The 25,291-nt window shown below is 74.2% G+C and carries 23 protein-coding genes; 16 read left to right on the top strand and 7 right to left on the bottom strand.

What is annotated here, in order from left to right; all coding sequences use genetic code 11:
* Nucleotides 1-7: 7 nt before the first annotated feature.
* A complete protein-coding gene (locus tag MET2598_RS0129685) occupies nt 8-946 on the bottom strand; it encodes an NAD(P)-dependent oxidoreductase (RefSeq protein WP_018263318.1) in 939 nt (312 codons plus the stop codon).
* A 306-nt stretch (nt 947-1,252) separates the two neighbouring features.
* On the opposite strand from MET2598_RS0129685, the gene MET2598_RS0129680 reads away from it, so the two are divergent.
* From MET2598_RS0129680 to MET2598_RS0129665, 4 genes are read left to right on the top strand one after another with little or no spacing between them, the layout of a single operon-like run.
* Nucleotides 1,253-3,082, top strand: coding sequence for an alkaline phosphatase (locus tag MET2598_RS0129680; protein WP_018263317.1), 1,830 nt, complete (start codon nt 1,253-1,255; stop codon nt 3,080-3,082).
* A gap of 27 nt (nt 3,083-3,109) precedes the next feature.
* On the top strand, nt 3,110-3,583 hold the full coding sequence (locus MET2598_RS0129675) for a hypothetical protein (protein ID WP_018263316.1): 474 nt from the start codon (nt 3,110-3,112) through the stop codon (nt 3,581-3,583).
* A 44-nt stretch (nt 3,584-3,627) separates the two neighbouring features.
* Nucleotides 3,628-4,407, top strand: a complete 780-nt coding sequence (locus tag MET2598_RS0129670; protein WP_018263315.1) for an ABC transporter ATP-binding protein — start codon at nt 3,628-3,630, stop codon at nt 4,405-4,407.
* Nucleotides 4,404-5,675 (top strand): ABC transporter permease, encoded by a 1,272-nt coding sequence (locus MET2598_RS0129665; protein WP_018263314.1) that lies wholly within the window; start codon nt 4,404-4,406, stop codon nt 5,673-5,675. The genes MET2598_RS0129670 and MET2598_RS0129665 overlap by 4 nt, the downstream gene beginning before the upstream one ends.
* Before the next feature lie 34 nt (nt 5,676-5,709).
* Here MET2598_RS0129665 and MET2598_RS0129660 read toward each other — a convergent pair whose 3' ends face one another.
* On the bottom strand, nt 5,710-6,042 hold the full coding sequence (locus MET2598_RS0129660) for a Rap1a/Tai family immunity protein (RefSeq protein ID WP_018263313.1): 333 nt from the start codon (nt 6,040-6,042) through the stop codon (nt 5,710-5,712).
* Between the two features lie 1,085 nt (nt 6,043-7,127).
* Here MET2598_RS0129660 and MET2598_RS42410 point away from each other — a divergent pair.
* Nucleotides 7,128-7,277, top strand: coding sequence for a hypothetical protein (locus MET2598_RS42410; RefSeq protein WP_012336097.1), 150 nt, complete (start codon nt 7,128-7,130; stop codon nt 7,275-7,277).
* Here MET2598_RS42410 and MET2598_RS0129640 read toward each other — a convergent pair.
* Nucleotides 7,256-7,447, bottom strand: coding sequence for a hypothetical protein (locus tag MET2598_RS0129640; protein ID WP_012336098.1), 192 nt, complete (start codon nt 7,445-7,447; stop codon nt 7,256-7,258). The two genes, MET2598_RS42410 and MET2598_RS0129640, sit on opposite strands and share 22 nt — an antisense overlap.
* A 193-nt stretch (nt 7,448-7,640) precedes the next feature.
* Nucleotides 7,641-8,144 (bottom strand): YciE/YciF ferroxidase family protein, encoded by a 504-nt coding sequence (locus MET2598_RS0129635; RefSeq protein WP_018263311.1) that lies wholly within the window; start codon nt 8,142-8,144, stop codon nt 7,641-7,643.
* A gap of 412 nt (nt 8,145-8,556) precedes the next feature.
* Between MET2598_RS0129635 and MET2598_RS0129630 the strand changes: the two genes are divergently transcribed.
* On the top strand, nt 8,557-8,916 hold the full coding sequence (locus MET2598_RS0129630; RefSeq protein ID WP_012336100.1) for a cupin domain-containing protein: 360 nt from the start codon (nt 8,557-8,559) through the stop codon (nt 8,914-8,916).
* Here MET2598_RS0129630 and MET2598_RS0129625 read toward each other — a convergent pair.
* The 3 genes from MET2598_RS0129625 to metG are packed head-to-tail and all read right to left on the bottom strand — an operon-like array spanning nt 8,883 to nt 12,069.
* Entirely contained in the window at nt 8,883-9,692 is an 810-nt protein-coding gene (locus MET2598_RS0129625) for an MBL fold metallo-hydrolase (RefSeq protein WP_012336101.1), read from the bottom strand. The genes MET2598_RS0129630 and MET2598_RS0129625 overlap by 34 nt on opposite strands.
* A 10-nt stretch (nt 9,693-9,702) precedes the next feature.
* Nucleotides 9,703-10,515, bottom strand: coding sequence for a TatD family hydrolase (locus MET2598_RS0129620; protein WP_012336102.1), 813 nt, complete (start codon nt 10,513-10,515; stop codon nt 9,703-9,705).
* 6 nt (nt 10,516-10,521) lie between these two features.
* A complete protein-coding gene (metG, locus tag MET2598_RS0129615; RefSeq protein WP_018263310.1) occupies nt 10,522-12,069 on the bottom strand; it encodes a methionine--tRNA ligase in 1,548 nt (515 codons plus the stop codon).
* Between the two features lie 245 nt (nt 12,070-12,314).
* On the opposite strand from metG, the gene MET2598_RS0129610 reads away from it, so the two are divergent.
* From MET2598_RS0129610 to MET2598_RS0129565, 10 genes are all read left to right on the top strand, one after another.
* Complete coding sequence (locus MET2598_RS0129610) at nt 12,315-12,638, top strand: c-type cytochrome (RefSeq protein ID WP_018263309.1); 324 nt, start codon at nt 12,315-12,317, stop codon at nt 12,636-12,638.
* Nucleotides 12,639-12,809: 171 nt separating this feature from the next.
* Nucleotides 12,810-13,994: a glycosyltransferase family protein gene (locus tag MET2598_RS0129605; protein ID WP_018263308.1), complete on the top strand. Its 1,185-nt coding sequence runs from the start codon at nt 12,810-12,812 to the stop codon at nt 13,992-13,994.
* A gap of 11 nt (nt 13,995-14,005) precedes the next feature.
* Complete coding sequence (locus MET2598_RS0129600; protein ID WP_018263307.1) at nt 14,006-15,247, top strand: glycosyltransferase; 1,242 nt, start codon at nt 14,006-14,008, stop codon at nt 15,245-15,247.
* Complete coding sequence (locus tag MET2598_RS0129595) at nt 15,244-16,368, top strand: glycosyltransferase family 4 protein (protein ID WP_018263306.1); 1,125 nt, start codon at nt 15,244-15,246, stop codon at nt 16,366-16,368. The genes MET2598_RS0129600 and MET2598_RS0129595 overlap by 4 nt, the downstream gene beginning before the upstream one ends.
* On the top strand, nt 16,365-18,380 hold the full coding sequence (locus tag MET2598_RS0129590) for a glycosyltransferase (protein ID WP_018263305.1): 2,016 nt from the start codon (nt 16,365-16,367) through the stop codon (nt 18,378-18,380). The genes MET2598_RS0129595 and MET2598_RS0129590 overlap by 4 nt, the downstream gene beginning before the upstream one ends.
* Entirely contained in the window at nt 18,377-20,251 is a 1,875-nt protein-coding gene (locus MET2598_RS0129585; protein ID WP_012336109.1) for an ABC transporter ATP-binding protein, read from the top strand. The genes MET2598_RS0129590 and MET2598_RS0129585 overlap by 4 nt, the downstream gene beginning before the upstream one ends.
* Nucleotides 20,251-21,144: a hypothetical protein gene (locus MET2598_RS0129580; RefSeq protein ID WP_012336110.1), complete on the top strand. Its 894-nt coding sequence runs from the start codon at nt 20,251-20,253 to the stop codon at nt 21,142-21,144. Before MET2598_RS0129585 ends, MET2598_RS0129580 begins: the two co-directional genes overlap by 1 nt.
* Nucleotides 21,141-23,072 (top strand): ABC transporter substrate-binding protein, encoded by a 1,932-nt coding sequence (locus MET2598_RS0129575; protein ID WP_018263304.1) that lies wholly within the window; start codon nt 21,141-21,143, stop codon nt 23,070-23,072. Before MET2598_RS0129580 ends, MET2598_RS0129575 begins: the two co-directional genes overlap by 4 nt.
* Nucleotides 23,069-24,094: an ABC transporter permease gene (locus MET2598_RS0129570; protein ID WP_012336112.1), complete on the top strand. Its 1,026-nt coding sequence runs from the start codon at nt 23,069-23,071 to the stop codon at nt 24,092-24,094. The genes MET2598_RS0129575 and MET2598_RS0129570 overlap by 4 nt, the downstream gene beginning before the upstream one ends.
* The gene (locus tag MET2598_RS0129565; RefSeq protein WP_012336113.1) at nt 24,091-25,251 is read left to right on the top strand and encodes an ABC transporter permease; all 1,161 of its coding nucleotides are present in this window, start codon (nt 24,091-24,093) and stop codon (nt 25,249-25,251) included. Before MET2598_RS0129570 ends, MET2598_RS0129565 begins: the two co-directional genes overlap by 4 nt.
* The last annotated feature ends 40 nt before the right edge of the window (nt 25,252-25,291 follow it).

Below are 25,291 nucleotides of genomic sequence, written 5' to 3'. Positions count from 1 at the left end.
CGGCGGCTCACCCGCCCGTCAGGTGCCGGCGGACGGCGCGCGCCGTGACGGCGGAGACCCGGATATTCGACTCGACCGTCACGCCCGCGATGTGGGGGGTCAGGATCAGGTTCGGCACGTCGCGGAACAGGGCGCCGGCCGCGGCATCGACGGGCTCCGCCGCGAAGACGTCGAGGGCCGCGCCGCCGAGCCGCCCCGCGCGCAGGGCCGCCGCCAGCGCCGCTTCGTCCACGACGCCGCCGCGGGCCGCGTTGATGAGGACCGACCCCGGCCGCATGCGGGCGATCTCGGCCGCGCCGATCATGCCGCGCGTCTCGGGCGTCAGCGGCACGTGCAGCGACAGCACGTCGCTCTGCGCCAGGAGGTCGTCCAGGGAGAGGCGCGCGACGGGTCCGGAGGCGGGGTTCCAGGCCGGGTCCTGCGCCGCGAGGTGCGGGTCGAAGGCGGCGAGCGCCATGCCGAGGGCGGCGGCGCGGCGGGCGGTCTCGCGGGCGATGGCGCCGAATCCGACGAGGCCGAGCCGCTTGCCCGCGATCTCGCGCCCCATGAGCGCGGCGCGGGGCCATGCCCCGGCGGCGACGGCCGCGCTCGCCCCGTAGGCGCCGCGCAGCAGCAGCAGCGCGGCCGCGATCACGTACTCGGCCACCGCCCCGTCATTGGCCCCCGTCGCCGGATAGACCGCGATCCCGCGCGCCCGGCAGGCGTCGAGGTCGATATTGTCGAGCCCGACCCCGAGCCGCCCGACCGCCCTCAGCTTCGGGGCCGCCGCCAGCAGGTCGCCGCGCAGCTCGGTCCGGTTGCGCACGATCACCGCATCCGCGTCGGCGAGCGCCGCCCTCAGCGCCTCCGGCCGGTCCACGAGGCCCGGATCGTACAGGGTGTCGAGGCCGGACAGTTCCGCGGCGATCGCCGCCTCGTCCATGAATTCGCTGATGACGACCTTCATTGTCCTGCGGCTTCGAGGCGCGCCCGTCCGGGGCGCGCATGCGGGAGGGGCGGGGCCGCCCGGCGGGGCGGGGCCGCCCTGCCTATCGCGATCCGGGCCGGGCATAAAGGCGTCGCGTCCCTCGCGCGCCCTCGAAGCCGCCCGCCGTCGCCCGCCCGGTCGCGCGGCCGGGGAGGAGGTCGTGCCCGAACGCCGTCGCCCGATCGGGTCGACCCCGCGCGGCCGGCACGTGTTAGGGAAACGTCACCGAGGCGAGCTAGAGCGGCGCCGGACGGCGTGGTGCGCGCCGCACCAGGGGAAGCTTCGATGCGTTCACGTCTTCTCGCCCTCGCAGCCAGCGTCGCCCTCTCCGGTGCCGCCGACGCCGCCACCGTCATGCCGCTCGACCGCGCCACCATCCTGGTCGGCTCGCCCTTCGACTTCAAGGTCGAGTTCGAGGCCAAGGTGAAGGCGGACGAGGTCAGGATCACCGTCAACGGCGAGGATTACCGGACGGCCCTCGGCGCGGGCACCGGCTTCGTCGAGGTCGAGACGGACAAGGACGGCAAGGAGCTCGGCTCGGCCGTGCTCCTGCGCGGGGTCAGGATCGCCAAGCCCGGCCGCTACACGGTGGAGGCGACGGCCGGCAACGACCGCCGGAGCGTGACCTGGGAAGTCTTCGGCACCGCCGACGCGCCCAAGGCCAGGAACATCATCTTCCTGCTCGGCGACGGGCTGTCGGTCGCCCATCGCACCGCCGCGCGCCTGATGGCCAAGGGCATGACCGAGGGCAAGGCCAACGGCCGCCTCGCCATGGACGATCTCGACCGCATGGCCTTCATCGGCACCTCGGCCACCGACGCGGTCGCCACCGACAGCGCCAACACGATGTCGGCCTACATGACCGGCCACAAGACGGCGGTGAACGCCCTCGGCGTCTACGCCGACCGCACGCCCGCCTCCCTCGACGACCCCCGGGTGGAGACCTTCGCGGAGGCGGTCCGGCGCCAGACGCGGAAATCCGTCGGCCTCGTGGTCACCTCGGAGATCGAGGACGCGACCCCGGCCGCCGTCGTGGCGCATACCCGCCGCCGCGCCGACAAGGCCGAGATCGTCGAGATGCTCTTTTCCGTGAAGCCGGAGGTGATCCTCGGCGGCGGCTCGGCCTATTTCCTGCCGAGGGCCGTGCCGGGCTCGAAGCGCCGGGACGACAAGGACTTCATCGCGCTGTTCCGGGAGGCCGGCTACGCGCTCGCCACCGACCGGGACGAGCTCCAGGCGATCACCGGCCGCGACCGGCTGCTCGGCCTGTTCCACCCGGGCAACCTCGACTACGCGCTCGACCGGATGCAGCTCAAGAAGGGCACGGTCGGCAAGTTCCCCAAGCAGCCCGGCCTCGTCGAGATGACCAGGGCCGCGCTGGACAGCCTGTCCAGGAATCCGGACGGCTTCTTCCTGATGGTGGAGGGGTCCTGCATCGACAAGGCGAGCCACCCGCTCGACTGGGAGCGGGCGGTCTTCGACACGATCGAGTTCGACCAGGCCGTCGCGGTGGCGCGCCAGTTCCAGGCCGCCCATCCCGACACGCTCGTCGTCGTGACCGGCGACCACACCCACGGCGTGTCGGTGATCGGCACCATCAACGACGACCTGCCGGGCGACGAGATGCGCGAGAAGGTCGGCACCTACGCGGCCGCCGGCTTCCCGAACTACGAGGACAAGGACGGCGACGGCTATCCCGACCGCGTCGACGTCTCGCGCCGCCTCGCCCTGTTCGGCACCAACGGCCCCGACCATTACGAGACCTTCCGGCCCAAGCTCGACGGCCCGTTCGAGCCGGCGCTGAAGACCCAGGGCGGCACCTACGTCGCCAACGACAAGTACAAGGACGTGCCCGGCGCGGTCCTGGTCAAGGGCAACATCCCCAAGGACGAGGAATCGGGCGTCCACGCGGTCGACGACGTGGTGCTGCAGGCGGCCGGCCCCGGCGCCGAAGGCTTCAAGGGCTACATGGAGGAGAGCGACGTCTACCGGGTGCTGGCGGACGCCTTCGCCCTCGGCGCCACGAGGACGGTGGCCAATTCGCCGGCAGGCCAGGCTTCGGCAGGCCAGGCGTCGGCAGGCAAGGCGTCGGCAGGCAAGACGCCAAGCAAGTAGCCGCCACGATCGCCGCATCGGGCAGCCATGGCCGCGACCTCCCTCGTCATCGACCGCCGCCGGCTTCTGACCGGGGCGGTTCCGGCCGCCGCGCTGCTCGCGGCGCGTCCGGCCCGCGCCGCCGCGGCCAGCCTCACCTTCGAGGAGCTCTACGGGAGGATCGGCGTGCTCGGCCTCGCCTTCTCCGACAAGGTCAAGGCCCTGGCCGGGCAGGAGGTCGCCATGCGGGGCTTCATGGCGCCGCCGCTCAAGGCCGAGGCGGCCTTCTTCGTGCTGACCGCGATCCCGATGGCGCTGTGCCCGTTCTGCTCCTCGGACGCCGACTGGCCGAACGACATCGTCGTCGTCTACCTCGACCGCAAGCAGACCTTCGCGCCGCCCGCCACGCTGATCGAGGTGACCGGGCGGCTGGAGGTCGGCTCCTGGACCGACCCCGAGAGCGGCTTCGTCAGCCTGATCCGGCTGACCCACGGCCGCTTCGCGGTCGTCGGGAGGCTGTGATGGCCGGCACACCACCTGTCCGCGGTCCATCACAGCCTTTGGCCATGCTCGCCCTGCGGATCAGCGACCTGTCGGTCTCCTTCCCGGGCCTCGCCGCGCCGGCCCTGGCGATCGAGCGCCTCGGCCTCGCGGCCGGCGCGCGCGTCGCCGTCACGGGGGCTTCGGGCTCGGGCAAGAGCACCTTCGTCAACCTGATCACGGGCCTCGCCCGGCCGGATCGCGGCCGGATCCAGTGGGGCGAGACCGACATCGCCGCCCTGCCGGAGGCGCGCCGCGACCGCTGGCGGGCCGAGACGGTCGGGCTCGTCATGCAGGATTTCCACCTGTTCCCGGGGCTCTCGGCCCTCGACAACGTGCTCCTGCCGGCCCGGCTCTCCGGTGCGGGGAATGCGGCGACGCGGGCGCGCGCCGCCGATCTCCTCGACCGGGTCGGCCTCGCCCGCCCCGGGCAGGACGTCGCCACCCTGTCGCGCGGGGAGATGCAGCGCGTGGCCGTGGCGCGGGCCCTGCTGCGCCGGCCGGGCCTCCTCGTCGCCGACGAGCCGACCGCGAGCCTCGACCCGGAGGCGGGTGCGGCGGTGGGCGCCCTGCTCCTCGACCTCGCGCGGAGCGAGGGGGCGACCCTGATCGTGGTGAGCCACGACGAGCGGCTGACGGAGCGGCTCGACCGCCGCATCCGCCTCGCGGCCGGCCGGATCGCCGCCGACACGGGGGCCGAGCCGGGCGCCGCGGGAGCAGCCGAACCCGGTGCGGCCGAAGCGGGCGGGCCCGGCACGACCGAAGCGGGCGGGCCCGGCACGACCGCCGCGGGGGCGATGCCGTGATCCGCTTTGTCCTCGCCGATCTGCGACGGCTCTGGGCCGCCTCCCTGGTCATCGTGCTCCTGGTGGCCCTGTCCACCGCGCTCGGCGTGGCGGTCACGCTGCAGGAGCGCGCGCTGCGGCTCGGCAGCGCGCGCGCCGCCGACCGGTTCGACCTCGTGGTCGGGGCGCCCGGGAGCGAGGTGCAGCTCGTCCTGTCGGCCGTCTTCCTCCAGCCCGCGCCGCTGCCGCTCGTCCCCGGCGACGTGCTCGCCCGGCTCTCGGGCGATCCCCGCGTCGCCTGGGCGGCGCCGGTCGGCTTCGGCGACAGCTATCGCGGCCACCCGATCGTCGGCACGACGACGCGCCTCGTCGAGGGCGTCGCGGGCGGGATCCGGGACGGGCGCCCGTTCCGGGCCGAGGGCGAGGCGGTGGCCGGATCCGCGGTCGACCTGCCGCTCGGCACCGCCCTGCATCCGATGCACGGCAGCGGCGGCGAGCCGGGCCCCACCCATGCGGGCGCCACCTACCGCCTCGTCGGCCGGCTGTCCCCGACCGGCACGGCGTGGGATCGCGCCATCCTGGTCCCGATCCAGGCGGTCTGGCACGTCCACGGGCTCGGCCAAGACCACGGCCAAGACCACGGCCAGGAACACGGTCTTGGTCAGGAGCGCGGGCGCGCCGGGCCGGACGGGGAGGCGGCCCACGGCCGCATCGACGCGCAGGCGCCGCTGGACGAGACCTTCGACCACGATCTGCCGGGCCTGCCGGCCATCCTGGTCAAGCCCACCTCCTTCGCGGCGGCCTACAAGCTGCGGCAGGAGTACCGCGGCGGCGGCACGCTGGCGGTGTTCCCGGCCGAGGTGCTGACCCGCCTCTACGCGACCCTCGGCGATGCCCGGCAGGTGCTGATGGCCATCTCCGCCGGCGCCGAGGCCCTGGTGGCGGCCGCGCTCCTCCTGATCACGGTGATCCACGTGGCGCAGCGGCGGCGCCAGATCGGTGCGCTGCGGGCCTTCGGCGCGCCGCGCCGCGCGGTCTTCCTGATCGTCTGGGGCGAGGCGATGCTGCTCGTGTCGGCGGGGATCGCCGGCGGCGTCGCCCTCGGCTACGGGGCCGCCCGGCTCCTCGCGCGCCTCGCGCAGGGGCAGGGCGGCTTCACCCTGCCGGTGGAACTGGCCGCCGAGGACGCCGCCTTCGCGGGGGCGCTCCTCGCGGTCGCCTCCGTGCTGGCCCTGCTCCCGGCCTGGCTCGCCTACCGGCAATCGCCCGCCGCGTCCCTGCGCGCCTGACCGGCGCCGGACCGCCGCCTGGCGGCGGACCGCCTCACGGCTTGCACGGCCAGGCCTCGGAGAGCGAGAGCCCGAGCAGCAGGCCCCCGGGCCGGTTCAGGTTCTTCGGGTGCTCCTTCATGTAGCGGCAGAACACGTCCACGAGCTGCTGCGTGGAGACCGGATCCTTCGGGCAGAGATGCTTGCCGACGGAGGCATCCGCCGCGCCCAGGACGAAGCCGGCAAGGTAGGTTTTCTGCAGCTCCGTCGCGCCGGGCTGGCAGGACGCGTTGAATTCGCTCGCCTTCTTCAAGTCCGAAAGCTTACTCTGCGCCATAGCTGGGCCGGCGCACAGCACCAGCACGAGAGCGATCACCGCCTTCACCATCCTGCTCATCCCCTTTGTCCCGGCAGAGCTCGCGATTCCGGCAGGATAGACGGGACCTCCCGGCTGCGGGATGGGCAAGTCGCGCGCGGTTGCGTCGCGTCCACCGCAATCGCGCGGGCCGCCCGCCCGGCGGGCGAGGCACCGGAGGCGGACCGCACCAGGGCGGCGGCCGGCGGGCGCAGGGGCGCCAGGAGCGGATCGAGCGCCAGCACCCCGGCGATCCCGCCGGCAACTCCGATCGGGCGGTCGACGGCCGGCAGCAGGTCCGTCGTCGGCGCGGGTCCCCGCACCGTGGCGACGCAGTGGCCGCCTGCTGGCCCGCATAGGCGCCGTCGCCGCGTCCGTGCTGCACGACGCCCGCGACGAAGGGCCGCCCGCGAGGCAGGCGAGCCAGGGCAGGACGCCGTCCGCCGCGAGGGCCATGGCGAGGAGCCCGTAGAGCCCTCCGGCGGCGCAGCCGAGGAGCCGGCCGGGCGTCTTCATCTCCGGCCTGTGCCGGCTCGCCGTGAGGATCACGAAGGCCGTGATCGGCGTCTGCGCGAAGCCGGCCAGCTGCAGCGTCTCCCAGGTGTCGGGGATCCGCGCGACCGCGATGCCGCCGGTCACCGCGACGGCGAGGAAGTCGCCGTCCACGCCCGCCCGGGCCGGCCCGGGCGGGCGCGGGGCGCGCCGGGCGCGGGAGCCGGCCGCGCCGTTCCGCCGATCGGATCAGGTGAGGAACTGTTGAGAAACGTCTCTCCCACGCGGGAGAGTCAGCATATGCTTATGCCGTTCGGTATATGCCGTCACCTTTTCCGAAAATCTTGCAACAATCCGCGGTCCATCATACGAAATTCGGCGCGGGGAGCGAATCATCAATTTCCCCGGAAGGCCACACAAGCCTGAAGCAACGCAGAGCGATTAACGTGGCAGGGTCATGAGTGTCATGGTGGTTGGGATGCTGGTCGTGCTTTTGTTCCCGCTCGTCCTCGCGGTGATCGCGGGTTTGGCGACTCATCTGCGCCGGAACGAGAGCGACCGGGGCGGTGCGTCCTGGTCCCTGCCCCAGGCGGAGTGACGGGTCGGATCCGGCTCGGAGCGGGGGCATGGCGGAGGTCGAGATCCAGTTCGTGGCGTGCGACGGCGCGGCGGACCCGGCCGGGATTGCGCGCGGCCGGACCTTCCTCGTCGCGAGGTCCGGCAAGGTGCCCCGGGGCAGGGCGGCCCCGGCCGGTCAGAGCCGGTTCAGCCGGTGATCGAGGCCGATCCGCCGCTGGTGCACCTCGTACCCGGCCTTGAACCGGACCTGCTCGCCGCCGACCCGCGTCGAGACGGTGCGGTCGAGATCGGCGCAGAGGGCGCAGGACGGCGTCCCGGGCCGGAAGATCGGCGGCCTCTGCGCCCATCGCGGGCAGGCCGGCGACAATCAGGAGATCAGGGACTTTCCTCGCGGCGGCCGCGTATGGGAATTTATTCTCCACGTGAGAGGCCGCGATCGGTGACTTGCGAGGTGAGCGCGGAGGTTTTTCGTCCCGCGCCGACCGATGCGGCGCGGCCGCCCTCGCCGCGGCGCCCGCGCCGCGGACCTCCTCGCGCGGGGCGCGAGGAGGTCCGGCGCGTCACGCCGCCTTCTGGTTGACCTTGCTCTCCGCCATGGCGGTCAACTTCTGGTCGGTGGCCTTCTCCTCCTCGAGGGTCTGCTGCAGCACGCTGGCGCAATCGCTGCGGCCGAGGCGCTTGGCCCAGGCGATCAGGGTGCCGTAGCGGGTGATCTCGTAATGCTCGACGGCCTGGGCGGCGGCGAGCAGGGCGGCGTCCAGCACCTCCGCGTCGGCGATCTCGCCCGCCGTCTCGTTCGCCTCCTTGATGATCCCGTCGATCGCCGGGCAATCCACGGCCTTGGGCTGGTGCCCGTGCATCTGGAAGACCTGCTCCAGGCGCCGGATCTGGCCCTCGGTCTCGCGCAGGTGCGTCTCGAAGCCCTGCTTGAGCTGCGGGTCCGTCGCCTTGGCGATCATCTTCGGGAGCGCCTTCGTGATCTGGTTCTCGGCGTAGTAGACGTCCTGGAGCGTGTGAACGAACAGGTCGTCGAGCGTCTTGATGTCCTTCGTGAACAGGCCCATCGCGTCCTCCATCGGGGTGGGTGCGGGCCGCCGGGGCCGGCTGCGGACCGGGCTGCCGCTCTCGTCACCAGAATGAGGCGGCTCGCCGGCTGGTTCCGCGGGCCCGTCCGGACAGGGGAGTGTGCCATTCCACCATTGCAAAGGCGGGACATTTTAACTTTGCGCCTACACGCCCGATTCGCATAAGGAAGATTATGGAACTGGAACGAGGCGGGCGGGACGGGGCGGACGGCCGTTCGGCCCCGAGGCTCCCCGGACGCGGCGTCCCGCGCTCAGCATCATTCGCCGAAGCGGCCGCCGGTTCGGCGGCGAAGAATGATGCGAAACCAAGAGACCAAGCAGAAGTGCGCCATGCAATTCTGCTTCGGTCGGAGCCCCCGAGCCCCCGAGCCCCCGACCCGGACCCCCCGCCATGCCGGCCCCGACCGCAAACCTGTTCGACGCCCTGCCGCCGCCCGGCACGCCCGACGAAACCGTGACCGCGCTGCTGGCGCGGCCCGGCCTGCGCGTCGAGCGCATCGTCTCGACCGGCCAGGCGAGCCCGCCGGGCTTCTGGTACGATCAGGCCGAGGACGAGTGGGTGCTGCTCCTCGCGGGCGCCGCCCGGCTCAGGCTCGCGGACGAGCCCGAGGCGCGGGTGCTGGCGCCCGGCGACCACCTGCTGATCGAGGCCCGCCGCCGCCACCGGGTCGAGTGGACGAGCCCCGACACCCCGACCCTGTGGCTCTGCGTGTTCTGTCAGCCCTCGACCGTGACCGTGAGCCCGTCATAGGCCGGCACCACCCCCTTCGGCAGGCGCCGCCGCAGGCTCTCGTAGTCGAGATCCGTGTGCAGGTTGGTCAGGATGGCCCGGCGGGGCCGCACCTCCTCGATCAGGGCCAGCGCGTCCGAGACCGAGAAATGCGTCGGGTGCGGCGTGTCGCGCAGCGCGTCGAGGATCAAAAGGTCGAGGTCCCGCAGATGGGCCTTGGCCGCCTCCGGCATCAGGCTGACGTCGGGGGCGTAGGCGGCGTCCGCGAAGCGGAAGCCGAGCGCCTCCTCGTTGCCGTGCTCCATCCGGAACGAGGTCGCCGTCACCGGGCCGCCCGGCCCGTCGAGCCCGAGGGGCGCGCCGTCCGGGAGGTCGTGGAGGTCGAGGATCGGCGGGTACTGGCTGCCCGGCGGGGTCGCGAAGCAGTAGGCGAAGCGCGTCTCCAGCAGCGCCCGCGTGGTCGCGTCCGCGTAGACCGGGATGCGGCGGCGCATGTGGATCACCATCGCGCGCACGTCGTCGATGCCGTGGGTGTGGTCGGCATGGGCGTGGGTGAACAGCACCGCGTCGAGCCGCTCGGCGGCGGCGTCGAGCAACTGCTCGCGCAGGTCCGGCGAGGTGTCGACGAGGATCGTGGTGGCGGGTCCGGGCCCCGCCCGGCGCCCCTCCACCAGGAGCGAGCAGCGGCGGCGGCGGTTCTTCGGCTCGGCCGGGTCGCAGGCGCCCCAGCCGGAGCCGACGCGCGGGACGCCCCCGGAGGAGCCGCAGCCGAGGATGCGCAGCGTCAGCGTGGCCATCGGCGGTTCCTCATCGGTCCGTGCCGCCGGCGGGCCCGGCCGCGTCCGCCCGGGCGGCCTTCTCGAACAGCCGGTAGAAGTTGGCGGTGGTGAGCCGCGCCAGATCCTCCGGCGCCATCCCGAGGCTGCCGGCGAGGCTCCGCGCCGTCTCGGCCACGTAGGCCGGCTCGTTGGGCCGCCCCCGATGCGGCTCGGGCGCCAGGAAGGGCGCGTCCGTCTCGACGAGCAGGCGCTCGCGCGGCACCGCGGCCGCGATCGCCCGCAGCTCCTGCGAGCGCCGGAAGGTCACGATGCCCGAGAAGGAGACGAAGAGCCCGAGCTCCACCCCGGCCTCGGCGAGGCGCCGGCCCGAGGAGAAGCAGTGCAGCACCGCCCGGAAGGCCCCGCGCCCCATCTCCTCACGCAGGATCGCCTCCATGTCGGCATCCGCGTCGCGGGCATGGATCACGAGGGGCAGGCCGGTCTCGCGGGCGGCCGCGATGTGGGTGCGGAAGACCCGGGCCTGCACGTCCCGCGGCGCGGTGTCGTAGTGGTAGTCGAGCCCGGCCTCGCCGATCCCGACGCAGCGCGGGTGCCGCGAGAGCGCGACGATCTCCTCCAGGGGAATGTCGGGCTCCTCGGCGGCCTGATGCGGGTGGGTGCCGACCGTGAAGAAGATCTCCGGATGCGCCTCCGCCAGCGCCCGGTAGACGGAGGCCCGGCGCAGGCGGGTCGAGATCGTCACCATGCGGGAGACGCCCGCCCGCCGGGCGCGGGCGAGCACCTCCGGCAGCGTCTCGGCGAGGCCCTCGAAGTCGAGGTGGCAGTGGCTGTCGACCAGCATGCCGCCTCAGGCCTCCGGCTCGACGAAGCGCGGGAAGATCGGGCTCGGGGCAGGCAGGGCCGTGCCCGGGACGAGCCGGCCCCCCTCCCCGACCTGCGCCAATCCCCTCGCCTCCCCGGGCACCGCCAGGAGGTCGAGGAGCCGGCAGGCGGCCGCCGGCACGAAGGGCTGCACCAGGATGCCGACCGCGCGCAGGGTCTCGGCCGTGCAGTAGAGCACGGTCGCCATCCGGGCCGGGTCGGTCTTGCGCAGGGTCCAGGGCTCCTGGGCCGCGAAGTAGCGGTTGGCCTCCGCCACCACGGCCCAGATCTCGGCGAGCGCGTGGTGCAGGGCGTAATCCTCCATGGCGGCGCGGGCGACCGCCGGCAGCGCGTCGGCGGCGGCGAGGATCGCCCGGTCCGCCTCGGCGAGGTCGCCGGGCCGCGGCACCGCCCCGTCGCAATTGCGCGCGATCATGGTCAGCGAGCGCTGGGCGAGGTTGCCGAGGTCGTTGGCGAGGTCCGCGTTGGTGCGGTTGACGATCGCCTCGTGCGAGTAGTTGCCGTCCTGGCCGAAGGGCACCTCGCGCAGCACGAAGTAGCGCAGCGGGTCGACCCCGTAGAGCCCGGCGAGCGCGATCGGGTCGACCACGTTGCCGAGGGACTTCGACATCTTCTCGCCGCGGCTGAGCAGGAAGCCGTGGCCGAAGACGCGCCGGGGCAGCGGCACCCCGGCCGACATCAGGAAGGCCGGCCAGTAGACCGCGTGGAAGCGGATGATGTCCTTGCCGATCACGTGCAGGTCGGCCGGCCAGCGGCGCCAGCGCGGATCCGCCTCGTCCGGGAAGCCGCAGGACGTGATGTAGTTCGTGAGCGCGTCGACCCAGACGTACATCACGTGGCCGGGCGCGTCGGGCACCGGGACGCCCCAGTCGAAGGTGGTGCGGCTCACCGACAGGTCCTGCAGGCCCGAGCGCACGAAGCTCACCACCTCGTTGCGGCGGGTCTCCGGCCCGATGAAGTCCGGGTGCTCGGTGTAGTGGGCGAGCAGCCGGTCCGCGTAGGCGGAGAGGCGGAAGAAGTAGCTCTCCTCCTCGACCCACTCGACCGGCGTGCCGGTCCGCTCGGCGCGGCGCACCCCGTCCTGGCCGAGCACCAGCTCCGCCTCGTCGTAATAGGCCTCGTCGCGCACCGAGTACCAGCCGGCATACTTCGCGAGGTAGATGTCGCCGGCCGCCTCCATCCGCCGCCACAGCGCCTGCGAGGACGCGATGTGGTCGGGATCGGTGGTGCGGATGAAGCGGTCGAAGCCGCAGTTCAGCGTCTCCGCCATGGTGCGGAAGCGCGGCGCCATCGCGTCCACGAAGGCGCGCGGGGAGATTCCCGCCTTGGCGGCGGTCTGCTGGATCTTCAGCCCGTGCTCGTCGGTGCCGGTGGTGAAGAACACGTCGTAGCCGTCGATGCGCTTGAAGCGCGCGATGGCGTCGGCGGCGATCACCTCGTAGGCGTGCCCGATATGCGGGGCGCCGTTCGGATACGAGATCGCCGTGGTGATGGTGAAGCGTTCGCCCGCCACGAGGGAATTCCCGAGAAGCTGCAAGGATCGTGCGGGCGCGGTCGCACCCGTCTCCCGAGAAGCCTTAGCGCAAATTCCCGGTGGCGTGGACACCCCTGCGCCCACAGGGCGGCTGCGCGGGCCGGCGGCGGCTGCGCGGGCCCGGCCTTGCGGTCCCGGCCTTGCCGGCGCGGGGCATCCGGCCGAGATGAGCAGGGTCGCCCCGGAGCCCCCCCGCCATGCCGCGTGCCGCCTCGCCGAGATCGATGCCGCTGATCTGCGCCCTCCTGTCCGGCCTCGCCCTGGTGCCCGGCCCGGCCGCCCTGGCGGGCGACGCCGCCGCGGGGCGCCGCAAGGCGGTGGCCTGCCAGGGCTGCCACGGGCTCGACGGCGTCGCCAAGCTGCCCGACGCGCCCAACCTCGCCGGCCAGGTCGAGCCCTACCTCGTCAAGGCGCTCGGGGAGTTCCGCAGCGGCGTCCGTCGCAACGAGGTGATGTCGGTGGCGGCCAAGACCCTCACGGATGCCGACATCGCCGATCTCGCGGCCTATTACAGTGCCATCCAGGTCGAGGTGGTACCGCCGTCCTGAGGAGGGCGGCGCGGTCCTGATGACGCGTGTAACCGTCCGGGGCGGGTAGCCCAGCGGGGGGCGGATGCGCTAGGACAGGGGCGCTCCGTTCCGGGAGGTCCGTCGCAGGATGCCGCTGTCTCCGAGCCGCCCCCGTCCGACGCGGCCCCCTCCTGGTCTCCGGACACCCTGATGGCGCGGCCCGGCTCCGCCCCGCACCGGGTGCTGATCTACTCGCACGACACGTTCGGCCTCGGACATCTGCGCCGCGCGCGGGCGATCGCGCACGCGCTCGTGGCCGAGATGCCGGAGCGCCGCGTGCTGATCCTGTCCGGCTCGCCCGTCAGCCACGCCTTCCGCTTCGCCCCGGGCGTGACCTGCCGGCGCCTGCCCGGCGTGGTGAAGCTCGACAGCGGCGCCTATCGCAGCCTCGGCGCGGCCCACGACCTCGACGCCGTGGTGGAGACCCGGGCGGCCCTGATCCGGCACGTCGCCCGCCGCTTCGACCCGGACCTGTTCCTGGTCGACAAGGAGCCGACCGGCTTCCACGGCGAGGTGCTGCCGGTGCTGGCGCCGCTGCGGGACCGGGGCTGCCGGCTGGTGCTCGGCCTGCGCGACGTCCTCGACGATCCGGGCCTCCTCGCCCCCGAATGGGAGCGCAAGGGCGCGCTCGCGGCGCTACCCCTCTACGACGCGATCTGGGTCTACGGCCTCGAGGAGATCTACGCGCCGCTCTCCGGCCTCGCCCTGCCGCCGGGCGTGGCGGAGCGGCTGACCTACACGGGCTACCTGCGCCGCGAGGCGCCGGACGCCGCCCCGCCGGCCGGCGAGGACGAGCCCTTCCTCCTCGTGACGCCGGGCGGGGGCGGCGACGGGATCGATCTCGTCGAGGCGGTGGTGCGGGCCTACGAGGCCGAGGCCCCGCCCCACCGGGCCCTGGTGGTGTTCGGCCCGTTCTTCCCGAAGGCGGCGCGCGACGCGCTCCAGGCCCGCATCGACGCGCATCCGCGGCTCTCCTCCCTCGACTTCGACGCGCGGCTGGAGCGGCTGATGCGCCGCGCCGCCGGGGTGGTCGCCATGGGCGGCTACAACACCTTCTGCGAGATCCTGTCCTTCGACCGGCCGGCCCTGATCCTGCCGCGGGTGCGCCCGCGCCGCGAGCAGCTCATCCGCGCCGAGGCCGCCGCCCGGCTCGGCCTCGTCGAGACCCTGGCGCCCGACGCGGCCGGGCCGGAGCGGATGGCGGCGGCGCTGGCCGCCCTGCCCGGGCGCCCGCGCCCCTCGGCCCGGCCGATCCCGCACCTGCTCGACGGGCTGCCGGCGATCTGCCGGCTCGTCGCGGTGCCGGGCCTGGCGCCCCGCGTGGCGGCGGAGTAGCGCGCCGCCCGATGCCCGCTCCCATCGCCGTCCTGGTCAAGGGCTATCCGCGCCTGTCCGAGACCTTCATCGCCCAGGAACTCCTCGGCCTCGAGGCCCGCGGGCTGCCGCTCGCGATCTGGTCGCTGCGCCGGCCGCACGACGGGGCCGTGCACCCGATGCACCGGCAGATCCGCGCCCCCGTCGCCTACCTGCCGGAATACCTGCACGAGGCGCCCCTGCGGGTGGCGCGCGGGCTGCTGTCGGCCCTCTTCCGGCCGCGCCTGCGGGCTCTGCTGGGGCTGGTCTGGCGCGACCTCAGGCGCGACCCGACCCGCAACCGCCTCCGCCGCCTCGGCCAGGCGCTGGTGCTGGCCCGCGAATTGCCGGACGGCGTCCGCCACATCCACGTCCACTACCTCCACACCCCGGCCTCGGTCGCCCGCTACGCCGCGCTGCTCACCGAGCGCAGCTGGAGCGCCTCGGCCCACGCCAAGGACATCTGGACGACGCCGGATTGGGAACTCGCCGAGAAGCTCGACGACGCGCGCCTGACCTTCGCGGTCACCTGCACGGCGGCGGGCGCGGAGCGCCTGCGCGGCCTCGCGGCCGAGCCCGGCCGGATCGGCCTCGTCTATCACGGCCTCGACCTGCGGCGCTTCCCCGAAGCCCCCGCGGCGCGCCCGCCCCGCGACGGCGGCGACCCGGCCGATCCGCTGCGCCTCGTCACGGTCGGGCGGGCGGTGGCCAAGAAGGGCTTCGACGACCTCCTCGACGCGCTCGCCGCCCTGCCGCCCGGCCTGCACTGGCGCCTCGCCCAGGTCGGCAGCGGCGAGGCGCTCCCCGCGCTCAAGGCCAAGGCCGCCGCCCTCGGGCTCCAGGGGCGGGTGGCCTTCCTGGGGGCGAAGCCCCAGCCCGAGGTGGTGGCGCTGCTGCGGGAGGCGGACCTGTTCGTGCTGCCCGCCAAGCGCGCGCCCTCGGGCGACCGCGACGGGCTGCCGAACGTGATCATGGAGGCGGCCTCCCAGGGCCTCGCCATCGTGGCGACCGACTTCGCCGGGATCCCGGAATTCCTGCGCGACGGGATCGAGGGCCGGCTGGTGCCGCCGGGCGACTGGGCCGCCCTGTCGAACGCCCTCAACCTCCTGGCCCGCGACCCGGCCGCGCGGGCGCGGCTCGGCGCGGCCGCGCGGGCGCGGCTGCGGGCGGAGTTCGGGGCGGAGGAGGGCCTCGACCGGATCGCCGGGCTGCTGCGCGGGGGGGCGGGACCGTGAGCCCGCCGCGCGGCAGGGGACCGGACGCGCCCCGCATCGCCTTCTACGCTCCGCTGAAGCCCCCCGACCACCCGGTGCCCTCGGGCGAGCGCACCATGGCGCGGCTGCTGCTGCGGGCGCTCGCCGAGGCGGGCTTCGCCCCGTTCCTGGCGAGCGGCCTGCGCAGCCGCGATCCCGAGGGCTCGCGCCACGCGGCCCTGCGCGAGGCCGCGCGCGCCGAGGCGGCGCGGCTCGTCGCGGCGTGGCGGGACGCCCCGCCCCGGCTCTGGTTCACCTACCACGTCTACTACAAGGCCCCGGACTGGATCGGCCCGGAGGTGGCCCGCGCGCTCGGCATCCCCTACGTGGTCGCGGAGGGCTCCCGGGCGCCCAAGCGCGCCGCGGGGCCGCACGCGGTCGGCCATGCCGGCGCCGAGGCCGCCCTCGACGCCGCCGACCTCGTCCTGGTGATGAACCGGCGCGACCGGCCGGCCCTGGAGGCGGCGCGCCCGCCGCACCAGCGCCTCGCCGCCCTGCCCCCCTTCCTCGACCCGTCCGACTGGCCGCTCCCCGCCCGCCCGGCCGGCGGCGCCGGCCTGCGGCTCCTCACCGTCGCGATGATGCGCGAGGGCGACAAGCTCGCCTCCTACCGCCTCCTCGCGGAGGCGCTCGCCCGCTGCGGCGACCTCGCCTGGAGCCTCGACGTGGCCGGGGAAGGGCCGGCGGCGGCGGAGGTGGGCCGGCTCCTCGCGCCCTTCGGGGCGCGGGTGCGCCGCCACGGCGCCCTCGCGCCCGCCGCCCTGGCGCGCCTCTACGGGGCGGCCGACCTCCTGGTCTGGCCTGCCGTGCGGGAGGCCTACGGGATGGTCCTGCTGGAGGCGCAGGCCCATGGCTGCCCGGTCGTGGCCGGCGGCGACGGCGGCGTGCCGGACGTGGTCCGGGACGGGATCACCGGCATCGTCACGGCGCCCGGCGAGGCCGCCGCCCTGGCCGATGCCGTCCGGGCCCTCGCGGCCGACCCGGCGCGCCGCGCCGCCATGGGCGCGGCCGCCCTCGCCTTCGCGCGCGGGGAGCGCGGGCTCGCCGCCGCCGCGGCGCGCCTGCGGGCCGCCCTGGCGGCCCTGCCGGGATGCCCGGCATGAGCCGCCTCCTCGTCGCGGTGACGCATCTCCTCGGGGCGGGCCACCTCACCCGCGCGGCGGCCCTCGCCCGCGCCTTCGCGGCGGCCGGGCACCGGGTCACCCTCGTCTCCGGGGGCATGCCGGCCGCCCTGCCCCGCCTCGACGGGATCCGCCTCGTGCAGCTGCCGCCGCTGCGCATCGCCGGCACCGCCTTCACGCGCCTCCTCGAACCGGACGGGACCCCCGTCGCGCCCGGAACCCTCGCGGCCCGCCGCGCCGCCCTGCTGGCCGCCCTCGACGAGGCCGCGCCCGACGCGGTGATCACCGAACTCTACCCGTTCGGCCGCCGGGTGCTCGCCGCGGAGTTCGACGCGCTGGTCGAGGCCGCGCGGGCGCGGCGGCCGCGGCCGCTCCTCCTCGCCTCCGTGCGCGACATCCTCGCCCCGCCGAGCCGGCCGGAGCGGGCCGCCGCGACCCGCGCGCGGCTCGCCGCCTACGACGCCGTGCTGGTCCACGGCGACCCGAACCTCCTGCCCCTCGACGCCTCCTGGCCGGTGGAGGACGCGCTCCGCCCCTTGCTGCGCTACACCGGCTACGTCGACGAGGCGCCGGGCGAGGGTCTCCCGGCCGGGACGGCGCGGTCCGGCATCGTGGTTTCGGGCGGGTCGAGCGCGGCCGGCCTGCCCCTGCAGCGGGCGGCGCTCGGCGCGGCGCGGCGCCTGCCCGACCTCCCGTGGCGGGTGCTGGTCGGGCGCGCCGTGCCCGAGGCGGCCTTCGCGGCCCTGCGCGACGCGGCGCCCCCGAACGCGATCGTCGAGCGCGCGCGCACCGATTTCCGCGCCCTGCTGGCCTCGGCCGCGCTCTCGGTCAGCCAGGCGGGCTACAACACGGTGCTCGACCTCCTGCGCGGCGGCTGCCCGGCCCTGCTCGTCCCCTTCGAGGCCGGGGGCGAGACCGAGCAACGGCTGCGCGCCGAGACGCTGGCGGCGCGCGGGCTCGCCCGGGTGCTGCCGGAGGCGGAGCTCGGGCCGGAGGCGCTCGCCGCCTCCGTCGCGGCGATGCTCGCCCCCTCGCCCGACCCGGCGCCCCCGCGCGCGGCCTTCGCCCTCGACGGGGCGGCCCAGACGGTGGCCCTAGTGGAGGCCATGCTGGCCGTCCCCGCCCCCGCCCCCACCCCCGCCCCCGCCCTCGCGGCGGGACCGGACTGGTCGCCCCTCGACGCCGCCCTGGCCCGGCTCGCGGCGGAGGGCCTGACCGCGACGCTGTGGTGGCGCGACGACGACGCGGCGGCGCACACCCCCGCCCTCGACCGGCTGGTCGCCCTGCACCGCGCCGCCGGCTGGCCGCTGGCGCTGGCGGCGATCCCGGGCCTCGCCGCGCCCTCCCTGGCCGCCCGGCTCGCGGGAGAGCCCGGGATCGACCTCCTGGTCCACGGCCTCGCCCACGCCGACCGGGCCCCCTCCGGCAAGAGGGCGGAATTCGCTCCCGGCCGCCCGCCCGCCGCCCTGGCGGCGGAGGCGCGGGAGGGGCTCGCCCTGGCGCGGGAGCGGTTCGGCCGCCCGCCCCTGCCGGTCCTGGTGCCGCCCTGGAACCGGATCGCGCCGGACCTCGTGCCGCGCCTCCCGGCGCTCGGCTACGCGGGGCTCTCGACCTTCGGCCCGCGCGGGCCGGCGCCTCCGGGCCTCGCGATCGTCAACACCCACGTCGACCCGGTGGCGTGGCACGCGCCGGGGCGCCCCCTCGCCGACCCGGCCGGGCTGATCCCCCGAGCGGCCGCGACGCTGCTGGCCGGGGCGGGGCGGGGGGAGCCGGTGGGCCTCCTCACCCACCACGCCGCCCAGGACGCCGCAACCTGGACGTTCTGCGCGGCGTTGCTCGATCGCCTCGCCGCGCATCCGGCGATCCGCCTCGCGCGGGCCGCGGACCTGTTTGCGCCGGGGCCGTCGCGCGTGTCACAAACCGACATTAAGGTCATGGCAAGGGATCCATCCTCGGATGAGGACGGCCCCAACCAACGAAAAGGATCAGGATGACGGCACCGCTCCTGTCGATCCGCGATCTCACGGTCGATTTCTCGGCCGATACCGGGGCGTTCCGGGCGGTGGACGGGCTGTCGCTCGACGTGCCGGCCGGGCGCACGGTCGCGCTGGTGGGCGAATCCGGCTCGGGCAAGTCCGTCACCGCGCAGGCGATCCTGCGCATCCTGCCCAAGGCGGCGCGCATCACCGGGGGCGAGATCCGCTTCACCGACCCGGCGACCGGCCGGGTCGCCGAGATCGCGCGGCTCGGCGCCGATTCCGCCGAGATGCGGGCGCTCCGCGGCGGGCGCATCGCCATGATCTTCCAGGAGCCGATGACCTCGCTCTCGCCCCTCCACACGGTGGGCGACCAGGTGATCGAGGCGCTGCGGCTGCACGCGGAGGTTTCGGCCGCGCAGGCGCGGGCCCGGGCCGCCGACGTCTTCGCCCGCGTCGGCTTCCCCGACCCGAATCGCGCCCTCGTCACCTACCCGTTCGAATTGTCGGGGGGGCTGCGCCAGCGCGCCATGATCGCCATGGCGCTCGTCACCAAGCCCGCCCTCCTGATCGCCGACGAGCCCACCACCGCCCTCGACGTCACCACCCAGGCCCAGATCCTCGACCTGCTGCGCGACCTTCAGGCCGAGACCGGCATGGCGATGCTGCTGATCACCCACGATCTCGGGGTCGTCGCCAACATGGCCGACCAGGTGGTGGTGCTCTATCGCGGCCGGGTGACGGAGGCGGGCGCCCGCGAGGACATCTTCCGCCGCCCGGGCCACCCCTACCTCAAGGCGCTGATGAAGGCGGTGCCGCGCTTCCACATGCAGGAGGGCGAGCGGCTCACCCCGATCCGCGAGGTCCGCAGCGCCGTCCTCGCCCGCAAGGCCGGCGAGCCGCCCCGGCCCGACCCGGCCGGGCCCCTCCTGTCGATCAGCGACATCCGCAAGTCCTTCACCCTGCGGGCGGGCTGGTTCAGCGGCACGGTCCGGCGCATCGACGCCGTGCGGGGCGTGAGCCTCGACCTGTGGCCCCGGCGCACGGTCGGCCTCGTCGGCGAATCGGGCTGCGGCAAGACCACCCTGTCGAAGATCGTCATGCGGGCGCTCCGGCCCGACAGCGGCACCGTGTGCTTCGACGACGGCTCGGGGCGCGGGCCGCGCGACGTCTTCGCGCTCAAGGACCGGGACCTGAAGGATTTCCGGCGCGCGGTGCAGTTCGTCTTCCAGGACCCGTTCTCCTCGCTCAACCCGCGCATGACGGTCTACGAGATCCTGACCGAGCCCCTGCGCATCCACGGCGTCGGCACGCCGGACGAGCGCTACGCCCGGGCGCGGGAGCTCCTCGACATGGTCGGGCTCGACGCGCGCTCGCTGCGGCGCTACCCGCACGCCTTCTCGGGCGGCCAGCGCCAGCGCCTCGGCATCGCCCGCGCCCTCGCCCTCAAGCCGCGGGTGCTGCTCTGCGACGAGCCGGTCTCGGCCCTCGACGTCTCGGTCCAGGCGCAGGTGCTCAACCTGCTCAAGGACCTGCAGGCGAGCCTGGGCATCGCCTACCTGTTCGTCTCCCACAACCTCGCGGTGGTGGACTACATCGCCGACACGATCGCGGTGATGTGCCGGGGCTTCATCGTCGAGGAGGCGCCGAAGGCGGCCCTGTTCCGCAACCCCGTGCATCCCTACACGAGGGCGCTGCTGGCGGCGGTGCCCGAGCCCGACCTCGACCACCCGCTCGACCTCAAGCTGCTGATGAGCGACCGCTTCTCGGACCCCGCCGCCTGGCCGGAGCCCTTCCGCCTCGCCGGCCCGGAGACCGGGACCATGCAGGAGGTCTCGCCCGGCCACCGCGTGCGCGTGGCGGGGCCGGCGCTGCGGAAGGCGGCGTGATGCCCCCCGGCGCCGCGCTCCGGCCGCACCCGCTCCTGGAGCGCCTGCGGCGGCGGGTCCTCGGCCCGCTCTTCGACCGGCTCGGCTACGACCTCGTGCCGGCGGTGCCCGACTGGGCGCACCGGCCCCTCTCCCGCCGCGAGACCGAGGCGCTGTTCGCCGCCGCCGCGGCCCGGCTCGACGCCGACCTCGCGGCCTGCGGCCTTTCCCTGCCGGGCGGGGCGCGGCCGGCCATCGAGACCTTCTGGGACCTGATCGGCGCCGCGCCGGTGGCCCAGCGCCGGGGCGGCAACGGCTTCAACGGCGCCCTGTGCCTCTACGTGCTGATGCGCGCCCTGCGCCCGCCCGTCGTGATCGAATCGGGCGTGTTCCGCGGCCTCACCACCTGGATCACCCGGCAGGCCTGCCCGGAGGCCGAGATCCTGTGCTTCGATCCCGACCTGTCGGGGCTGCGCTACCGCGACCGCCGCGCCCGCTACCACGCGGGCGACTGGTCGGAGCGCGACCTCGGCGGGCTCGACCTCGCGGAGGGGGTCGGCTTCTTCGACGACCACATCAGCCAGGCGCGGCGGGTGCGCGAGGCGCGGGCGCGCGGCCTGACCCGGCTCATCTTCGACGACGACGCGGCGGCCCACCGGCTCCACGCCCATGGCGGGCCGGCCTTCCCGACCATCGCGATGCTGTGCGACGAGGCCGCCGGCCCCGAGCCGGTGCGCTGGCGGCGCAACGGGCGGGACTTCGTCTACCGGCCGGACGGCGAGGAGGCGCGGGCGGCGCGGGCGGCGATCCGGCTCGCCCACCCGTTCGACGACCTGCACGCCGCCACCGGCTACTCGCCGGCGCGGATCACCTACGTGGCGCTGGCAGCACCCGGTTCGGGAGAGGCGAGATGACGGTCTGGCGGCGGGAGCGGCCTCTCGGGGGGCGGGGCGGGCGGGATGGCGGTGCGGGGCGCCCGCGGGCGGCCGCGGCGCTCGCCGCCCTGGCGCTCCTCCTGCCGGGCCTCGCCCGCGCCGCCGACGAGACCGCCGCGGCCCGCCTGCCCGCCGAGCCCCTGGTCGTCGACCTCGCGGCGGCCGGCCGAGAGCTCGGCCGGCCGGGCGGCGAGATCGTCACCCTCGTCGCCAAGCCCCGGGACATCCGCTACATCTCGGCCTACAGCTACGCCCGGCTCGTCGGCTACGACGAGAGCCTCGCCCTCAAGGCCGACCTCCTCGCGCAGTACGAGTCGCAGGACGACAAGGTCTTCACCTTCACGCTGCGGGCCGGCCACCGCTGGTCGGACGGGCAGCCCTTCACGGCGGAAGACTTCCGCTACTGGTGGGAGGACGTCGCCCTCAACAAGGAGCTGAGCCCCTCCGGCCCGCCGGAATTCATGATCGTGGACGGGCAATTGCCGCGCTTCGAGGTGCTCGACCCGCTGCGCGTCCGCTTCACCTGGGACAGGCCGAACCCGCGCTTCCTGCCGGAACTCGCCTCGCCGCGCGACCCCTTCATCTACCGGCCGGCCCATTACCTGAAGCAGTTCCACGCCCGCTACGCGCCGAAGAACGACCTCGACGCCGCCGTCAAGGCGCAGAAGGTCAAGGGCTGGGCCACCCTGCACAACCGGCTCGACGCGATGTTCGAGCAGACCAATCCGGACCTGCCGACGCTGCAGCCCTGGCGCGTGACCAACACGGCCCCCGCCGCGCGGTTCGTCTTCGTGCGCAACCCCTACTACCATCGGGTGGACCGCAACGGCCAGCAGCTCCCCTACGTCGACCGGGTGCTGATGGACATCGCGGCGGCCGGGCTCTTCGCCGCCAAGGCCAATGCCGGCGAGGCGGACCTGCTCTTCCGCGGCCTCACGATGGAGGACATCCCGATCCTGCGCGAGGGCGAGCGGGCCAAGGGCTACCGCACGCATCTCTGGCCGAGCGCCCGCGGCTCCGAGATCGCCCTCTACCCGAACCTGACCGCGGCCGATCCGGTCTGGCGCAGGCTCAACCGCGACGTGCGCTTCCGGCGCGCCCTGTCGCTCGCCATCGACCGGCGCACCCTCAACAACGCGCTCCTGTTCGGGCTCGGCACCGAGGGGAACGACACGGTCGTGGAGGGCAGCCCGCTCTACAAGCCGGAATACCGCACGCTCCACGCCCAGTACGATCCCGAGGAGGCCTCCCGGCTCCTCGACACGGTCGGGCTCGGCGCGCGCAACGGCGCCGGGATCCGGCTCCTGCCGGACGGGCGGGAGCTCGAGATCGTGGTCGAGACCGACGGCGAGAGCATGATGCTCACCGACGGGCTCACCCTGATCGCGGAATTCTGGCGCGAGGTCGGGGTCAAGCTCTTCGTGAAGCCCCAGGACCGCACGGTGCTGCGCAACCGGGCCTATGCGGGGCTCACCACCATGGTGGCGGCGCAGGGGCTCGACCTCGCCATGCCGACCGCCGAGATGCCGCCGGACGAGCTCGCCCCCGTCCACCAGGACACCTACGCGTGGCCGAAATGGGGGCAGTTCGTCGAGACCAAGGGCAAGGAGGGCGAGCCGGTCGACATCCCGGAAGCCAAGACCCTCCTCGACCTCAACGCGCAGTGGATGGCGACCGGCGACGCCGCCGTGCAGGCGCGGATCTGGGGCGAGATGCTGCGCAACCGGGCCGAGAACCAGTGGGTGATCGGCACGGTCGCGGGGGCGCTGCAGCCGGTCGTCGCCAAGACCCGCCTCGTCAACCTTCCTGACCGGGCGACCTACAGCTGGAAGCCCACCGCCATGATCGGGGTCTACCGCATGGACGAGTTCTTCTGGGGCCCCGAGCGCAAAGAGGCCGCCCGGTGATCCGCTACCTCCTGCGCCGCACCCTCACCATGGCGATGACGCTCCTCGTCATCTCGGCGCTCGTCTTCTTCATCATCAAGCTGCCGCCGGGCGACTTCCTGACCAACCAGATCGCCGAGCTGCGCTCGCAGGGCGAGGCGGCCTCGGTCGCCAAGGCCCAGTTCCTGATGCAGCAATACGGCCTCGACCGCCCGGTCTGGGAGCAGTACCTGCGCTGGATCGGCGTCTGGCCGAACCCGGAGGGCCTCTTCAACGGCCTCCTCCAGGGCAATTGGGGCTGGTCCTTCGAGTACGACCGGCCGGTGCGCGAGGTGGTCGGCGACGCGCTCTGGCTCACCCTGGTGGTCAACCTCGCGGTGGTGATCTTCGTGCACGTGGTCTCGATCCCGATCGCGATCTACTCGGCGACGCGGCAATACTCGGTCGGCGACTACGTCGCGACCCTGATCGGCTACCTGGGGCTGGCGACCCCGTCCTTCCTGCTCGCCCTGATCATGCTGTTCTACGCCAATCGCTGGCTCGGCATCTCGATCGGCGGGCTCTACGACAGCGCCTATGCGGGCCAGCCCTGGACCTGGGACAAGGTGCAGTCGCTCCTCGCCCACCTGGCGGTGCCGACCCTGGTGATCGGCCTCGGGGGCACCGCCGCCATGATCCGCCGCATGCGCGCCAATCTCCTCGACGAACTCGGCAAACAATACGTGGTCACCGCCAAGGCCAAGGGCCTGCCGCCGACCCGGGCGCTGCTCAAGTACCCGTTCCGGATGTCGCTCAACCCGTTCATCGCCGATATCGGCAACCTGCTGCCCCACCTCGTCTCGGGCTCGGTGCTGGTCTCGCTGGTGCTGAGCCTGCCGACCGTCGGGCCGATCCTGCTCGCGGCGCTCAAGAGCCAGGACCAGTTCCTGGCCGGCTTCATCCTGATGTTCGTGGCGCTGCTCACGGTGATCGGGATGCTGATCTCCGATCTGCTCCTCGCGTGGCTCGACCCCCGCATCCGCCTCGGAGGCTCCGGCCGATGAACCTGGAGGTTCGCCCGCGCCACTTCGTCGACCCGGCCCCCTTCGATCCCGGCCGCACCGAGCCCCTCGGCGCGGAGAGCGAGGTCTTCGACCGCGCCTCCTCGTGGCGCCTCACCTGGTGGAAGTTCAAGCGCCACAAGGTGGCCGTGGCGGCCGGGCTCATCCTGGTCCTGTTCTACGCGCTCATCCCCTTCGTGGAGGTGCTCGCGCCCTACGACCCGGCCAAGCGCCACGGCGACTTCCTGTACGCGCCGCCCCAATCCGTGCACCTGTTCCACGAGGGCCGCTTCGTCGGGCCCTACACGCATCCCTACGCGTTCTCGTTCGACCTGGAGCGCTTCCAGCGCGACTACACGGTCGACCGCGGCACGGTGCAGAAGCTGCGCTTCTTCTGCCGCGACGAGGCCTACGAATTCTGGGGGCTGGTGCGCACCGACTGGCACCTGGTCTGCCCGCCGGAGGGTGGCACCCTGTTCCTCGCGGGCACCGACCGGCTCGGGCGCGACCTGTTCTCGCGCATCGTCGCGGGGGCCCGGATCTCGCTGACGGTCGGCCTCGTGGGCATCGCGGTGTCCTTCGCGCTCGGGCTCTTCTTCGGCGGGCTCGCGGGCTATCTCGGCGGCTGGGTCGACAACCTCGTGCAGCGGATGATCGAGATCCTGCGCTCGCTGCCGGAACTGCCGCTCTGGCTCGCCCTCTCGGCCGCCCTGCCCCCGAACTGGAGCCCGGTTCTGGTCTTCTTCGGCATCACGCTGATCCTCGGCCTGCTCGACTGGCCGGGCCTCGCCCGCGCGGTGCGCTCGAAGCTGCTCGCCCTGCGCGAGGAGGATTACGTGCGCGCCGCCGAGCTGATGGGCGCCTCGAAGGCGCGGATCATCGGCCGGCACCTGATCCCGAACTTCATGAGCCACCTGATCGCCTCGGCGACCCTGTCGATTCCCTCGATGATCCTCGGCGAGACCGCGCTGTCGTTCCTGGGGCTCGGGCTGCGGCCGCCGGTGACGAGCTGGGGCGTCCTGCTCAACGAGGCCCAGAACCTCGCGGCGGTGCAGCTGCATCCCTGGCTGCTGCTGCCGATCCTGCCCGTGGTGGTGGTTGTGCTCGCCTTCAACTTCCTGGGCGATGGGCTGCGCGACGCGGCCGACCCGTATCACTGAGCCCGGACCATCGGCCGAAGGGGGCCGGCCGCGCCGGCCC

It is taken from the genome of Methylobacterium sp. WSM2598 (genome assembly GCF_000379105.1).
In the GTDB taxonomy this organism is placed as follows: domain Bacteria; phylum Pseudomonadota; class Alphaproteobacteria; order Rhizobiales; family Beijerinckiaceae; genus Methylobacterium.
This window is presented reverse-complemented; position numbering and strand designations above follow the sequence as displayed.

Excerpts from the sequence above, each read along its gene's own strand:
- MET2598_RS0129565 (WP_012336113.1), top strand. The coding sequence starts at position 24,091 with ATGAACCTGGAGGTTCGCCCGCGCCACTTCGTCGACCCGGCCCCCTTC.
- MET2598_RS0129600 (WP_018263307.1), top strand. The coding sequence starts at position 14,006 with ATGCCCGCTCCCATCGCCGTCCTGGTCAAGGGCTATCCGCGCCTGTCC.
- MET2598_RS0129580 (WP_012336110.1), top strand. The coding sequence starts at position 20,251 with ATGCCCCCCGGCGCCGCGCTCCGGCCGCACCCGCTCCTGGAGCGCCTG.
- MET2598_RS0129660 (WP_018263313.1), bottom strand. The coding sequence starts at position 6,042 with ATGGTGAAGGCGGTGATCGCTCTCGTGCTGGTGCTGTGCGCCGGCCCA.
- MET2598_RS0129630 (WP_012336100.1), top strand. The coding sequence starts at position 8,557 with ATGCCGGCCCCGACCGCAAACCTGTTCGACGCCCTGCCGCCGCCCGGC.
- MET2598_RS0129675 (WP_018263316.1), top strand. The coding sequence starts at position 3,110 with ATGGCCGCGACCTCCCTCGTCATCGACCGCCGCCGGCTTCTGACCGGG.
- MET2598_RS0129680 (WP_018263317.1), top strand. The coding sequence starts at position 1,253 with ATGCGTTCACGTCTTCTCGCCCTCGCAGCCAGCGTCGCCCTCTCCGGT.
- MET2598_RS0129635 (WP_018263311.1), bottom strand. The coding sequence starts at position 8,144 with ATGGGCCTGTTCACGAAGGACATCAAGACGCTCGACGACCTGTTCGTT.
- MET2598_RS42410 (WP_012336097.1), top strand. The coding sequence starts at position 7,128 with ATGGCGGAGGTCGAGATCCAGTTCGTGGCGTGCGACGGCGCGGCGGAC.
- MET2598_RS0129620 (WP_012336102.1), bottom strand. The coding sequence starts at position 10,515 with ATGCTGGTCGACAGCCACTGCCACCTCGACTTCGAGGGCCTCGCCGAG.
- MET2598_RS0129625 (WP_012336101.1), bottom strand. The coding sequence starts at position 9,692 with ATGGCCACGCTGACGCTGCGCATCCTCGGCTGCGGCTCCTCCGGGGGC.
- MET2598_RS0129575 (WP_018263304.1), top strand. The coding sequence starts at position 21,141 with ATGACGGTCTGGCGGCGGGAGCGGCCTCTCGGGGGGCGGGGCGGGCGG.
- MET2598_RS0129585 (WP_012336109.1), top strand. The coding sequence starts at position 18,377 with ATGACGGCACCGCTCCTGTCGATCCGCGATCTCACGGTCGATTTCTCG.
- MET2598_RS0129670 (WP_018263315.1), top strand. The coding sequence starts at position 3,628 with ATGCTCGCCCTGCGGATCAGCGACCTGTCGGTCTCCTTCCCGGGCCTC.
- MET2598_RS0129685 (WP_018263318.1), bottom strand. The coding sequence starts at position 946 with ATGAAGGTCGTCATCAGCGAATTCATGGACGAGGCGGCGATCGCCGCG.
- MET2598_RS0129610 (WP_018263309.1), top strand. The coding sequence starts at position 12,315 with ATGCCGCTGATCTGCGCCCTCCTGTCCGGCCTCGCCCTGGTGCCCGGC.
- MET2598_RS0129590 (WP_018263305.1), top strand. The coding sequence starts at position 16,365 with ATGAGCCGCCTCCTCGTCGCGGTGACGCATCTCCTCGGGGCGGGCCAC.
- MET2598_RS0129605 (WP_018263308.1), top strand. The coding sequence starts at position 12,810 with ATGGCGCGGCCCGGCTCCGCCCCGCACCGGGTGCTGATCTACTCGCAC.